Raw genomic sequence first — 12998 nt, forward strand, 5'->3', positions numbered from 1 at the left:
ACCATGCTCGAAGACCTGGAAGTAGGCTCAAGAATGGGGATCTGGGCGGCTTGCATCGTCCTGATGCTGGTCCTGGCGGGTGTCGCGGGCGGCCTGTGGGTCCGCCAGTGGCGGGCAGAACATGCGGCACGTGCGGCCAGTTCCGCACCGCCCCCCGGCCCCGGCTGGACAACCGCCCGCGCCACGAACACCCCCTGAGCCCCGCCAGCCGGCCTGTCTGCATCGGACGCCACCTGGACGGTGGCCTTTCTGCATGCATGACGAGGCCATGGCTGGCATCCACATTTCCGATCTTGAATCCGCCATCAACTGGTGGCGCGAACGCTCACCCTCGGCCGACGGGGTGACCGCCTGCCCCGAGGTGGTGGCTCTGGGCGAACCCTACGCGCTGCTGGTCTACCGGCAGGCCAGCGAAATGGATGAGGCCGCCCTCAGTCCCGCCGCCCTGGCGGCCTGGCTGGCCTGGTACGACAGCACCCCCGATGCGCCCTGCATCGCCATCTGTTCCACCGCCCAGGGCGACCCCACTTGCAAAGGTTGTGGCCGCACCGAGGACGAGGTCCAGAACTGGCCCATGCTGAGCCCGGCCGAGAAGCGCCAGGTCTGGCACCGCATCACACTGGAAGGCACAGCCTGGCGCTTCAACCGCTACGCCGAGCGCGCTGGCGCCACGGACCAGGGAACGGCCCGATGAGCGACCGGAGCTGGCTGGCCAGCGCGCGCCGCATCGCCCACCTGGCCTGGCCGGTCTACATCGGCCAGCTGGCGGTGCTCGCCTTCAACACCGTGGACACCGTGGTGGTGGCCCGCCACTCGCCGCTGGACCTGGCGGCGTTTGCCGTGGGCACGGCGGCCTACATCACCATCATCATCGGCTTCATGGGGGTGGTGCTGGCTCTCTCGCCCGTGGTCGGCCAATTGCATGGCGCCGGGCGACACGAAGCCGCAGGCGATCAATTCCATCAGGGCCTGTGGCTGGCCCTCGGGCTGTCCGCCCTGGGTGCGCTGTTCCTGTGGTGGCCCGAGCCCTTCCTGTGGATGGCCAAGGCGGGCCCGGAGGTGGCGCAGCGCACCCGCAGCTACCTGCGTGCCCTGACCCTGGCCCTGCCAGCGGCCCTGCTGTTCACGGTGTTCCGCTCTTTCACCACCGCCGTGTCACGGCCCAAGCCGGTGATGCTGCTGCAGTTGGGTGGGCTCTCGCTCAAGATCCCGCTGACCATCGCCCTGGTCAACGGCTGGCCGGCCATCGGCCTGCCGTCGCTGGGCGTGGCCGGCTGCGCCTGGGCCACGGTCGTCGTGCTGTGGACCCAGACCGCCGGGGCCTGGCTGTGGCTGAACCGGGATGCGTTCTACGCGCGCTTCCTGCTCTTCGAGCGCGGCCTGCGCCGCCCCCACGCCCCGGCGCTGTGGGACCTGCTGCGCCTGGGCGTGCCCATGGGCGCCGGGTTTTTGATCGAGGTGACCGGCTTCAGCTTCATGGCCCTGTTCATCGCCCGCCTGGGCACCACGCCCGTGGCCGGCCACCAGATCGCGATGAACCTGATCTCGCTGATGTTCATGCTGCCCATGTCGGTGGGCAATGCCACCAGCACGCTGGTGGCCCAGCGCATCGGCGCCCACGCCCTGGGCGACGCGCGCCGGCTGGGCTGGCATGGACTGTGGCTGGGGACCGGATTGGCGGCCCTGGTCGGCAGCAGCGTCTACCTGGCCCGCACACCGGTGCTGGAGCTCTACACCCGCGATGCGGCGGTGGTGGCCGCCACCCTGCCCCTGCTGGCCTGGCTGGCCGTCTTCCACGTGGCCGATGCGGTGCAGACAGTGGTGGCCTTCACGCTGCGGGCCTGGCGCATCGCCACGGCCCCGATGGTGGTGTACGCGGTCTCGCTCTGGGGCGTGGGCCTGGGCGGTGGCTACCTGCTGGCCTTCAATGTGACCGGCACAGTGCCCCAGACGCTGCAGGGCGCCCCGGGCTTCTGGACCGCCGCCACCTTGGGCTTGCTGGCCGCCGGCACCGGACTCACCGCCCTGCAGGGCTGGGTGCTGCGACGGCGCGCTCAGGCCCCCGGCGGCTGAAGCAGACGAGCCGCCGGCAGGGTCAGCACGAAGCAGCTGCCGCCCCCCTCCCGGAGTTCGCAGTGCACCCGGCCTTGGTGGCGCAGGGCGATCTGGCGGACCAGCGCCAGCCCCAGGCCCACGCCGCCCTCGCGCTCGGCATGCCCGGCCATGCGGTAGAAAGGCTCGAAGATGCGTTCACGTTCAGCCTCGGGCACACCCGGGCCGCGGTCGCAAACCCGCAGTTGGACCTCGCCAGAGGGCTGCAGCGCCAGTTCGGCCTGGACATCCTGCCCGCCATAGCGACGGGCGTTCTCCAGCAGGTTGCGCACGGCACGGCGCAGCAAGCGCTCGCTGCCCCGCAGCATCAGCGGCGGTCCCTCGACCTGGGCATCCACCCGGCTGGCCTCCTCGGCCATCACGGCCAGGGCATCCACCGGATCATCCAGATCCACGGCCACACCGGCCTCCAGCCGGCTGGAGAGCAGCACTTCTTCGACCAGGGCATCCAGCTCGCGGATGTTGACCTCGATCTCCTTGCGCAGAGCAGCCCGCTGCGCCGGCGCAGCGTCGTCGATCATGGACAAGGCCATCTTCAGTCGCGCCAGGGGCGAGCGCAGTTCATGGCTGGCGTTGGCGAGCAGACTCTGGTTGGACTGCACCAGGGACTGGATGCGCTGCGCGGCGCGGTTGAAGCTCGCCGCCAGGGTGGCCACCTCGTCCTTGCCTTCTTCCTGCACCCGCTGGGCCAGGGCGCCGGCCCCGAAAGCTTCGACGCCATGCTTGAGCCGCTCCAGGCGGCCGGTGATGCTGCGCACCACCGGATAGGCACCGGCCGCCACGGCCATGAACAACATGGCCAGCAGCACGACCAGGCCCAGGCTGGCCGGCCACTCGCCCCCGGGCCCGAGCAGGAAGCCCGGGGGAGGCAGCTGTGGTCGATCCCCGCCGGGGCCACCAGGCCCGCGATCCGCCCCCGGCAGTCCCGGTGGCAGGCGGTCCTCGGGGAAGGCCATTGGTTCACCACGCTGAGGACCCGACGCCTCGACCTCCGGAGGCAGACGTCGCAGCGGCAACATCCGCAGATCCGGCCGCATGATCAGAAGCTGACGCCCGTCTTCCAGCGGCACAGTCAGCGGCCGCCCATGGCCCTCCGCCTCGAGGTCCAGATAGCGCCGTGACGCTGCGATGCGCTGCCCCTTGGCATCCAGCAGGGCCAAGGGCGTGTGCATGCGATGCGCCCAGTCCTCCAGCGCGTTGGACTGAGCGGCCAGCGTGGCCGTGCTGGGCGGCAAAGAACTCTGGATCAGCGGCCCCCAGCTGGCCAGGCGCTCCGACAACAGGGCATCGGCCCGCGCCCGTTCCTGGGACAGATGCCGTTCCAGCAGCCATCCCGAGGCCAGCGCGAACAGCGCCAGCGCCGCAATGACGGTCAGCCAGATCCGGATGTAGAGGGATCTCAATCCGCGTCCTGGCGCCGCGCGAACACGTAGCCCGTTCCCCGCACGGTCAGCACCCGCTTGGGATTCTTCGGATCGTCCTCGATCACCGCCCGGATGCGCGAGACATGCACATCGATCGATCGGTCAAAGGCCTCGAGCGGATGCCCCTTGAGGGCGTCCATGATCTGGTCGCGGCTGAGCACCCGGCCCGGGCTCTGGGCCAGCACGGCAAGCAGATCGAACTGGTGGCTGGTCAGATCGCAACGCTTGCCGTCCAGGCGGGCCTCGCGGGCACCCAGGTCCACCTCCAGACGGCCGAATTCGAGCACATCGTCGACCTCCGGCTCCGGCGTGGCCCGGCGCAGCAGGGCCTTGATCCGCGCCAGCAGTTCGCGCGGCTCGAAGGGCTTGGGCAGGTAATCGTCCGCCCCCAGTTCCAGGCCGACGATGCGGTCCATGGGCTCGCCGCGCGCCGTCAGCATCAGCAAGGGCAGGCGCTTGAGGCGGGCATCGTTGCGCAACTCGCGGGTCAGGTCGAGACCATCACCGTCAGGCAGCATCAGGTCCAACACCAGGGCGTCATACGCCCCCACCTGCAGGCGGGAACGCCCCTCGCCCAGCGAACCGGCGCTCTCTACGTCGTAGCCGTGACCGCGCAGGTAGTCGCCCACCATCGCGGTCAGGCGGGAATCGTCGTCAATCAGCAGGATCTTGGCAGCCGTCATCTCGACCTTCGGGTCGGACGCCAACAGCGGCGCCCGCTGGGAAGACTGGAACGTCAGCATGGTAACTCCCTCTCCTTTGAATGATCACGGGACAAGATGCGGGGGCGGCGGCATGCTGGGAGGGTCCGGCCAGGGGCCCTCCCCAAGGTCGCCGTGCCCCCCATCAGCCGCGGGCGCCTTCGACAGCAAAACCAGCTGAGCGCGCTGGGCGGGTGTCAACACCTCGGCCGCGTCCAGCGTGGCCTTGAGCAGCCGGCGGCTCATCTTGTCGTGGGCCTGTTCCATCTGGGCACGCAAGGCCTCCGCGGCCTGCGCGTCGACCGTCTGTGCAGCCAGCAAGGTGGCCCACCGGTCCGCCAACGCCCGGTCGGCCTCGCGCTGCTGCACCTGGTCCGCATGCAGGCCTTCGGCGATGGCCTGCAACTGCCCCTGCTGGGCAGCGGTGAGCGCCAGCTCCGGCGGCAGGCGATCACAGTGCAACAGCCCCCCCAGGACCGGCGCGCCAGGCCCGGGCATGGGCATTGCGCGAGGGCCCGGGGGCGGCAGCCCCTGCGCCGAAGCCAGGGCGACCATGCCCAACCCGCCCAACAGCACGAGCAGCAACCCTGCGCAGGCGATGCGAGCCTGAGATCCTCCCCACGTCGAACGCTTCATCGCGGCATCCTTTTCCTGTCCGTTCGGGCAATGGCAGGATGCTGACCGGCACGCGTTAGCCCGCGTTGGCCGCCCCGTAAAGATGGGTAAATCCGTCAGCCGGCGATGGCCGCCTGGCACCCCAGACGATGGCGCAGCGATGCGAGTGCGGCCTGGGTGGCGCATTCGATGAGACCCTGCTGTGCAGCGCGGGACTCGTTGGCTCGCGCCAGGAGCAACATCTGCGTGCCCAGGATCTGGCTGAGCACCTGGTCCCGGCAGACATCCAGCAGGGCCTCCTCCTGACCAGCCTGTCCCGATAAGGGTCGCAGCAACAGATCCAGTTGGACGCGCTGGGCCCCGAACCAGGGCGGATACCCCCGTCCGTCCGTCTCGGCCTGCCAGGCCGCCAGGATCTCGCGCAGATGGTCGGGATGGTCCATCCAATAGGAGAGAAAGCCCTGCAGGCAAGCGTCCAGACGGCTCCAATCGCAGGGCGACTCCGCCCCTGCGAGCTCTCCCTGAGCACAAGCCAGGCGCAGCATGTCGGCCCAGATGTGGTGCATCAGATGGGCCTTCGTGGGGAAGTAGGTGTACAGCGCCATCGTGGAGATGCCCAGCTGCCTGGCCAGCGCCCGCATCGACACGGCACGCTCCCCGCCCTGGTGGAACAGGGCCATCGAGGCTTCCACGATTTGCGCCCGCATGGCCTCCCTCGCAGCTTTGCTGCGCCGGCAAACGCGCACAGTAACTGACGGACGGAAAGGACGAGCCATCAGAAGGTCTCGGACATCGGGAAGAGATGGGCGGATTCTTCCCGAGGCCGGCAGATGCCCGGATCAGCCGGACAGGAGGGCCCAGATCCCACAGGGCCTTTGCACCCCATGAACTAGGGAGTTCCATGGTGTGACAAAAGTAACACCGTACGCGTACGCTCTCACAACGCGACGACCACCGCCCCCCATCACCAGGCATCCACCGATGCACCGCACGGAGATGCACGCGCCTTTTCATGACGCACGACCACCGAGACTCCGATGCCGGCTTCCCCACCCAAGCGCTTGTCGATGCCCTGGACAGTGCCATCAGCCTGCTGGCACTGAGCGAACTGTCGCCCCAGCGCATTCCCAGCCTGGTGAAACATCTGCAGAGCCTGGGGCACTGGCTGGCCCAGCATGGGGGGGCCGCCTGGGAACAGGCTGGACGGACCCTGGCATCACGCTCCCCGGGTTTGCTTGAAGGCGAGAGCCAAGCCGTGCGTTCGGTACTGCTGGACGAACTCGGCCAATGGCGGCGGCGGCTGCAGGAACCCGATGCCCCGCCCAATCACCCCGCGGACGAACGGAAGCGGCTGGCGGCCGTCCCTGCGCAGGCAGAGCGGCTGGCCCTGGACGAGCATGCGATCCTCAGCGTGACCGATCGCCAGGGGGTGATCACCGACGTCAACGAGCGCTTCTGCCTGATCAGCGGCTACCGGCGCGAGGAACTGATCGGCAGCACCCATGGCCTGCTGCGCTCCGGCCGGCATCCCGACAGCGTGTATCGAGAGATGTGGGGCACGATCACCCGGGGAACGGTCTGGCAGGGCGTCCTGTGCAACCGCAGCAAGGACGGCAACTACTACTGGGTGCAGTCGACCATCGTGCCCATCCGAGGGGATCAGGGCGAGATCACGGAGTTCGTGTCCATCCGCACCGACATCACAGCGCTCAAGGAAATCGAAGAGCGCCTGCGTCTGCTGGAGAGAGCGACCCACGGCAGCCGCACCGGCATCCTGATCGTCGACCGGTGCCATCCCGACATGCCGGTGGTGTGGGCGAATCATGCGGCCGCCCGGCTCGCCGGCGTGCCGCCGACGCAGTTGCTGGGCACCCCCTGCCAGGCCGGCGTCCCCCAGGACGACCCCGAACTCGGGACCCTGTGCGCGCACATCGGAACCCATGAAGCCAGCGAGGGTCCGGTGCACATTCGCATCCGGCCCGACCAGGTCATCGAACTGCGCTGCTCGCCGATCCATGACAGCGAAGGCATCCACACCCACGGGCTGGTGCTGATGGAGGACGTCACCGTGGCCGAGCGCCAGAGCCAGGCGCTGGCGCAGGCCCAGGCCCGCCTGCTGCAGGCCCAGCACACAGCCCAACTGGCGCACTGGGTGTATGACGCCCACTGCCAGCAGCTCACGGGCAGTGACCTGCTGAATGACCTGCTCGGTGTTGAAGATCGCGCACGGAGCCGCGCAGCACTGCCGGTGCTCTTCGGCAATGTCGTGCCCGAGGACCGGGTGGCCGTGCTGCGTGCGCTGGCAACGCTCAGACGCAGCGCCAGCACCCAGCTCAGCGTCCAGTTCCAGCACCCGCAGCGCGGGATCCGCCATCTGGCGATCACGGGGACCCTGGAAAGCCTGCCCGGCCAGCCCCGGCGCTGGATCGGCACAGTGCAGGATGTCAGCAGGCTCCGACAGGCGGAAGAGCGCGCGCAGAAGCTCACACAGGTGTTCGATCACACCGACCAGTGCATCTGCATCACCGAAACCGATGGCCGCCTGCGGCATGCCAACCGGGCGGCCCGCCAGTTACTGGGACTGAGCGCCACCCGCCATTCAGAGCAGCGCCTGCACGACCTCGTCCTGCCCTCGGATCGGGAGGAAGCCCTTTGGCAGATTCAGCAGCTGAGCCGACAGGGCGGTCGATGGAGCGGACTGCTGCGCCTGGAGCTTGCCGATGGCCGCTTGCTGAGCGTGCGCCACGAAACGGGTGTGATCATCGGCCGGCCGGGGCATGCGCGGTACTTCTACCACCTGTTCCAGGACTGCGCGAAGGATCTGCGCCACCACGAGGAGCTCCTGGAGGCCAAGCTCAGCGCCGAGCGCGCCAACGAAGCCAAGACGGCCTTTCTCTCCCGCATGAGCCATGAACTGCGCACGCCTCTGAATGCCATCCTCGGCTTCGCCCAGCTGATGGAACTGGACCGGCCCGCCGACACCCGGCACGCCAGCTACGTCCACGAGATCCTCAGGGCGGGAAGACACCTGCTGACCCTGATCAACGACGTGCTCGACCTGTCGGCCATCGAGTCGGGCCGGGTTGCCGTGGACTGTCGGCCACTGGCCATGGACGAACTGCTGAGCGAGTGCGCCAGCCTGATGAAACCGCTGGCCGACGCCCGAGAGATCAGGCTGAGCACGAGGGTTGATCCCGCCGTGATGGTGCTGGCAGACCGCATCCGGCTCAAACAGGTGCTGCTGAACCTGATGTCCAACGCCGTGAAGTACAACCGGGACGCTGGCCAGGTGTGGGTGACAGTCCAGACCGCCTCGGCACGAGTACACGTCACCGTCAGCGACACGGGCCCCGGGATCCCTCCCGAGTACCGGGCCCGCCTCTTCCAACCCTTCTCGCGCCTGCGCCTGGAAAAGCAGACCGTCGAAGGCCATGGCATGGGGCTGGCCGTGTCCCAGCGGCTGGTGGAAGCCATGCAAGGACAGATCGGCCTGACGGACACGCCGCCCGGCCAAGGCTGTGAATTCTGGATCGATTTGCCGCCGCCCCCCTGCCCGGATTGAGGCCGCGCAGCGGCCCCTGTCCGGACGCAAAAAAGCCCCGACTGGCGGGGCCTTATGCTGTTTTGGCGGAGAGGGAGGGATTCGAACCCTCGGTACGTTATTCACGTACGCCTGATTTCGAGTCAGGTACAATCGACCACTCTGCCACCTCTCCTGAAAGCGGCGTTTTCGGGGCGCCTTCAAAGGCGTTCCTGAAAACTTTCACCCTGGGGTGGTCACCACCAAGTGAAGCTGTGCATTCTAGCGCAGGCTTTCAAAGTTCAGCAAGCGGCTCGCGTGGGAATCTCACCCGCCCTGTTCATTGCTGGTCATCGGGCCAGGCCTGCTCTCGCATCAGCGCGATGAGCTCCTCGCCCGACGGCAGCCCTCCCCCCTCCTCGCCCGCCAACAGCAGGTCCGCCAGTTCGCGCTTGTCGCGGTGCAGGGTCAGGATCTTCTCTTCCAACGTGCCTTCGGTGACCAGGCGGTAGACCGTCACCGGCCGCTGCTGGCCGATGCGGTGGGCCCGGCCGCTGGCCTGGTCCTCCACCGCCGGGTTCCACCAGGGGTCGGCAATCACCACGTAGTCGGCCACCGTCAGGTTCAGGCCGAAACCGCCGGCCTTCAGGCTGATCAGGAACAGGTCGCCCACGCCGGCCTGGAAGGCATCGACGCGCTGCATGCGCTCGGCCGCCGGCGTGCTGCCATCCAGGTACTGGTAGGCGATGCCGGCCGCGTCCAGCGGCGCCTTCAGCAGGGACAGGAAGTCAACGAACTGGCTGAAGACCAGGGCCTTGTGGCCGTTGGCCACCAGCTCGGCGGCCAGCTCGCCAAAGGCCTGCACCTTGGCACCCACCAGGCTCAGCGAGGGCGTGACCAGGCGCGGGTCACAGGCGGCGCGGCGCAGCCGGGTCAGGCCCGCCAGGATGTTGAACTGGGCCTGGCCCGGCGCATCGCCCGTCAGACTGCGCTCGGCGGCCACCAGGGCGTCGCGCCGCAGGGCCTCGTAGTGGGCCTGCTCGGCGGCGTCGGGCTGCACCTTGAGCACCAGCTCGGTCCGCGGCGGCAGGTCGTCCAGCACCTGGGCCTTGGTGCGGCGCAGGATGAAGGGCGCGATCAGGCGGCTGAGTTGCCGGCGCGCAGCCTTGTCGCGCTGGCGCTCGATGGGGCCGGCAAAGCGCTCGTTGAAGCGGGTCAGCGTACCCAGCAGCCCGGGGTTGCAGGCCTGCATGACCGACCAGAGCTCGCCCAGCCGGTTCTCGATGGGCGTGCCCGACAGCGCCAGGCGGAAGCCCGCCTGCAGGCCGAACACCGCCTGGGTGCGCTTGGCCGCCGCGTTCTTGATGGCCTGGGCCTCGTCCAGCACCAGCGTGGTCCAGGGGCGCTCGGCAAAAGCCTCGGCCTCGGGCTGCAGCAGGGCGTAGGACACCAGCAGGATCTGGCCCGGCCGGTCAAGCGCGCGCTGAGCGGCCCGGTCGGCGCCAGGTTCACCATAGATCTGCACATCCAGCGAGGGCGCAAAGCGCCGGGCCTCGGCCCGCCAGTTACCGACCAATGAAGTGGGCGCCACCACCAGGGCCGGTCCCTGGGCGGCACGGGCCAGCAACACGGCCAGGGCTTGCAGCGTCTTGCCCAGGCCCATGTCGTCGGCCAGGCAGGCGCCCAGGCCGGCATGGGCCAGACGCATGGCCCATTCGAAGCCTTCTTCCTGGTAAGGCCGCAGCGTGGCCTGCAGGGTTTTGGGCAGAACCGGCACCCAGGCCCGCGCCTCGTCCAGGCGGGCGAGTTGCCGGGCAAACGCCTCGTCCACCTGCACGTTCAGGTCTTCGGTCAGCTGTTGCAGCCAGGGCGCGGCCAGCTTGGGAATGCGCAGCGTGGCCAGGTCGTCCTTGCCCGCCCGCAGCCCGGCCACCGTGGCCAGGGCGTCCAGCCGCTCCTTGAGCTCCTGGGTCAGGGCCAGGTAGCGGCCTTCGCCCAGCGGCACGAAACGGCTCTTGCGGCCTTGCTGCAGGGCCACCAGCTGCTGCAGGCCCAGCACCAGCGCTTCGTCCACCGCCAGCTCGCCCTCCAGCGCCAGCCATTCCTGGCGGGTGTGCACGCGCAGGGTCAGCGCGGCGGTGCCGCGGCTGTCCACCCGCAGGGCCTGGCCCTGGGGCCAGTCCAGGGCCTGCAGGGCGTTGAGCGGCCCCAGGCGCTCCACCACGGCCAGGGCCTGTTCGGGCTCGTCCAGCGACCATTCGCAGGGCGCGCCTTCGGGTGCGTCGGCCAGCCAGGGGCAGGCCTGCAGCACCGCGTCCAGATGGGCGCGCTCGGCCGCCAGGTCGCGCTGCACGCCCAGCGATTCACCACCCAGCGTGGCCACCAGGCGGGCGCGGCCATTGCCGGGCACCAGGCGGGGGCCCTCGGTCGCAAAGTCCGGCCCGAAAGGCGCGGCCACCAGGCGCAGCTGCAGCCCCTCGCCCACCGGCACCAGCTCGGCGCGCAGCCGGGCATCGGCCGGCAGCTCGCGCTCGGCCTGGGCGGTCTGGGCGTCGTCGCTGTGGATGCGGAAATGGGCGCCCAGGCCAGTCAGCACCTGCTGCAATTGCCCCGCGCCCTGGGGCGGGATGTCCAGCCCCTCGGGGCCCAGCAGCTGAGCCACCCGCTTCTGGGCCGGGGTGAGGCGCACCAGCCGAGCCCGCCGCGGGCTATCGCGCACCACGCAGATCAGGCGCAGCGCCTCCAGCTGCTTCTGCTCGGCCGGGCTGCCGCCCCAGCGGGCCTGGGCCTCGTCGGCGGCCACCTGCATGGGTGGCCACAGGCGCACCCGCAGGCGCTCGCCCTCGCGCAGCACCTCCAGTTCGGCACTGGCCTCCTGCAGTTCGATGGGCTGATCCGGGTCTTCGGACAGGGCGACGGACGGGTGCCCCACCAGGGCCACCACAGCCGCGGGCAGATCGAAACGCACATCGCGGCCGTAGCGCTCCTGCTGCAGGGTGCGGGCCACCGCGGCATCGGCCGGCGGCAGGGCCTCGGCCCCGCGCTGCAGGCGCGACAGCGGCACCTCCTTGAGCTTGCCCCAGCCCCGCACGCCCTGGCGTTGCTCCAGGGCCTGCAGGTCCAGCACCGCGCCGCGGGCGTCCAGCTCCAGCACCCAGCGCAGCCGGGTCTCGATGGCAGCCACCGGCTCAGCTGGCGTCGGGGCCACGATGCCGCGCAAAGCCTCAAGCGCCTGTTGCCACTGCTCGCGCGGCCCAGCGATGAAGAAGCCTGGCGGAGGGACTTCGCCCTGCAGAACGCACAGCGCGGCATCCAGCTGCTTCGCCGCCACGGTCTGACCGGACGCGAGCAGACGCTGCCGCAGCTGCCCGGCCGCCTCCAGTTCCGGCAGGGACAGGGCCTCCGGCACGGCCCCTTCCTTGAGCCAGGCCCGCATCAGCCAGCGCCACAGGTCCAGCGGCGAGACCTGCACCCGCCCGCCCAGCGTGTAGGGCCGGAAGCTGCCCAGCTCGCGCCGGGCCTCACCCTGCCGCATCTGGATGGCGAGCGCCATGAAGCCGAAGGGGCTGTCCAGCACCGGCTCGCGCTTGCCGCCCTCGCCCAGGCAGAACTTGAGCGCCGTGGCCAGGTCGGCCGCCGTGCCGCGGGCCAGCAGGGCCAGTACATAGGCGGTGCCGGCCTGCTGGGGGAGCAGCCGCGTGCGCCGGCCGGTGAGCTTGCGCAGATCGGCCAGGGCCTGCTCGGCCCGGGCGATGCAGGCCTCCCAACGCCCGGCCTGAGCGTCGAGAACAGACAGCATGGCGCCGTGCAAGGCCATTCGCCCTGGCAGGGCGGCATCGTCGGGCGTGCCGCCAGCCTGCAGGGACGGGGCCACGCAGGCTTCCAGCCCATCACCCCGGCCTTGGGCGCACAACCATTCGGCCTGGGTCCAGCGCAGCAGGCCCAGTTCGGCGGGTTCACCCGGGCCGCCGCGGGCCAGCAGGCCGGTGACGGCAGCGTTCAGGTCCAGCCCCTCGGGTGCAGGCAGCAGATTCAGGCAGCCGGCCACCGCGTCCTGCAGGGTGATGGCGGCGACTTCGGGCGCCAGCCAGGGCAGGGTGTCGTCGCCCAGCACCGGGCCGATGGCCAGCGGCAGCACTTGGTCCAGGCGGTCGCAGCCCCAGGGCAGGCGTGGCTCCAGGCCCTTCAAGTCGAGCAGCGAGGCACCGGTCAGGGCTTCCAGCCGGATGCGTGCCACGGCGGCATCCACCGAGGGCAGGCGAATGTCGCCGTGGCGGCTGAACGCCAGCAGCGGGTAGCCGTCGCAACGCGCCAGGGTGTCGCGCAGGGTTTCGGCGGAAGCGGTGTCCAGCAGGCCCTGCCAGGCCGGTGCCACCGCGGCCGGCTGGAGCGACCAGAAGCCGGTGCGGCGCAGGTCTTGCACCACCCAGCCTCCCTGCGACAGCCCATGCAGGGCTTCGCGGACGTGCTCCTGTGTGGGGCGGCGCTCGCCGGTCTCGCGCAGCGCCGGCTCGGCCAGGGCCTCGAAGACCCAGCTGCGCGGACGCGCCACCGCGCCCAGCGCCAACGCGCCCAGTACCGCGCGCGCCAGGGGCGGCAGCGCGGCGTGGGTCGGGGTCGTCACAC

Annotated in this window: 8 protein-coding genes and 1 tRNA gene; 3 read left to right on the top strand and 6 right to left on the bottom strand. The window is 70.0% G+C overall.

Going from position 1 to position 12998, the window contains the following annotated elements; translation table 11 throughout:
- Positions 1-268 precede the first annotated feature (268 nt).
- Both M0L44_RS06475 and M0L44_RS06480 read left to right on the top strand, forming a co-directional pair.
- Positions 269-694, top strand: a complete 426-nt coding sequence (locus tag M0L44_RS06475; RefSeq protein WP_252768833.1) for a DUF3717 domain-containing protein — start codon at positions 269-271, stop codon at positions 692-694.
- The gene (locus M0L44_RS06480; protein WP_252768834.1) at positions 691-2073 is read left to right on the top strand and encodes an MATE family efflux transporter; all 1383 of its coding nucleotides are present in this window, start codon (positions 691-693) and stop codon (positions 2071-2073) included. Before M0L44_RS06475 ends, M0L44_RS06480 begins: the two co-directional genes overlap by 4 nt.
- Here M0L44_RS06480 and M0L44_RS06485 read toward each other — a convergent pair.
- The 4 genes from M0L44_RS06485 to M0L44_RS06500 form a co-directional block, all read right to left on the bottom strand.
- A complete protein-coding gene (locus M0L44_RS06485) occupies positions 2055-3515 on the bottom strand; it encodes a sensor histidine kinase (RefSeq protein WP_252768835.1) in 1461 nt (486 codons plus the stop codon). The two genes, M0L44_RS06480 and M0L44_RS06485, sit on opposite strands and share 19 nt — an antisense overlap.
- On the bottom strand, positions 3512-4219 hold the full coding sequence (locus M0L44_RS06490) for a response regulator (RefSeq protein WP_252768915.1): 708 nt from the start codon (positions 4217-4219) through the stop codon (positions 3512-3514). The genes M0L44_RS06485 and M0L44_RS06490 overlap by 4 nt, the downstream gene beginning before the upstream one ends.
- Before the next feature lie 84 nt (positions 4220-4303).
- Positions 4304-4873, bottom strand: coding sequence for a Spy/CpxP family protein refolding chaperone (locus M0L44_RS06495; RefSeq protein WP_252768836.1), 570 nt, complete (start codon positions 4871-4873; stop codon positions 4304-4306).
- Between the two features lie 95 nt (positions 4874-4968).
- Positions 4969-5559 carry a TetR/AcrR family transcriptional regulator gene (locus tag M0L44_RS06500; protein WP_252768837.1) on the bottom strand — a complete coding sequence of 197 codons (591 nt, stop codon included), beginning with the start codon at positions 5557-5559 and terminating at the stop codon, positions 4969-4971.
- A gap of 305 nt (positions 5560-5864) precedes the next feature.
- Here M0L44_RS06500 and M0L44_RS06505 point away from each other — a divergent pair, with 305 nt between their 5' ends.
- The gene (locus tag M0L44_RS06505) at positions 5865-8414 is read left to right on the top strand and encodes a PAS domain S-box protein (RefSeq protein ID WP_252768838.1); all 2550 of its coding nucleotides are present in this window, start codon (positions 5865-5867) and stop codon (positions 8412-8414) included.
- Positions 8415-8477: 63 nt separating this feature from the next.
- Here the strand turns inward: M0L44_RS06505 and M0L44_RS06510 are convergent.
- Positions 8478-8568, bottom strand: a tRNA-Ser gene (locus M0L44_RS06510).
- A gap of 144 nt (positions 8569-8712) precedes the next feature.
- Positions 8713-12996: an SNF2-related protein gene (locus M0L44_RS22170; RefSeq protein ID WP_252768839.1), complete on the bottom strand. Its 4284-nt coding sequence runs from the start codon at positions 12994-12996 to the stop codon at positions 8713-8715.
- Positions 12997-12998: the final 2 nt, after the last annotated feature.

Origin of the sequence: Ideonella oryzae (genome assembly GCF_024055665.1) — a bacterium.
In the GTDB taxonomy this organism is placed as follows: domain Bacteria; phylum Pseudomonadota; class Gammaproteobacteria; order Burkholderiales; family Burkholderiaceae_C; genus Ideonella; species Ideonella oryzae.

Excerpts from the sequence above, each read along its gene's own strand:
- M0L44_RS06475 (WP_252768833.1), top strand. The coding sequence starts at position 269 with ATGGCTGGCATCCACATTTCCGATCTTGAATCCGCCATCAACTGGTGG.
- M0L44_RS06480 (WP_252768834.1), top strand. The coding sequence starts at position 691 with ATGAGCGACCGGAGCTGGCTGGCCAGCGCGCGCCGCATCGCCCACCTG.
- M0L44_RS06490 (WP_252768915.1), bottom strand. The coding sequence starts at position 4,219 with ATGACGGCTGCCAAGATCCTGCTGATTGACGACGATTCCCGCCTGACC.
- M0L44_RS06495 (WP_252768836.1), bottom strand. The coding sequence starts at position 4,873 with ATGAAGCGTTCGACGTGGGGAGGATCTCAGGCTCGCATCGCCTGCGCA.
- M0L44_RS06500 (WP_252768837.1), bottom strand. The coding sequence starts at position 5,559 with ATGCGGGCGCAAATCGTGGAAGCCTCGATGGCCCTGTTCCACCAGGGC.
- M0L44_RS06505 (WP_252768838.1), top strand. The coding sequence starts at position 5,865 with ATGACGCACGACCACCGAGACTCCGATGCCGGCTTCCCCACCCAAGCG.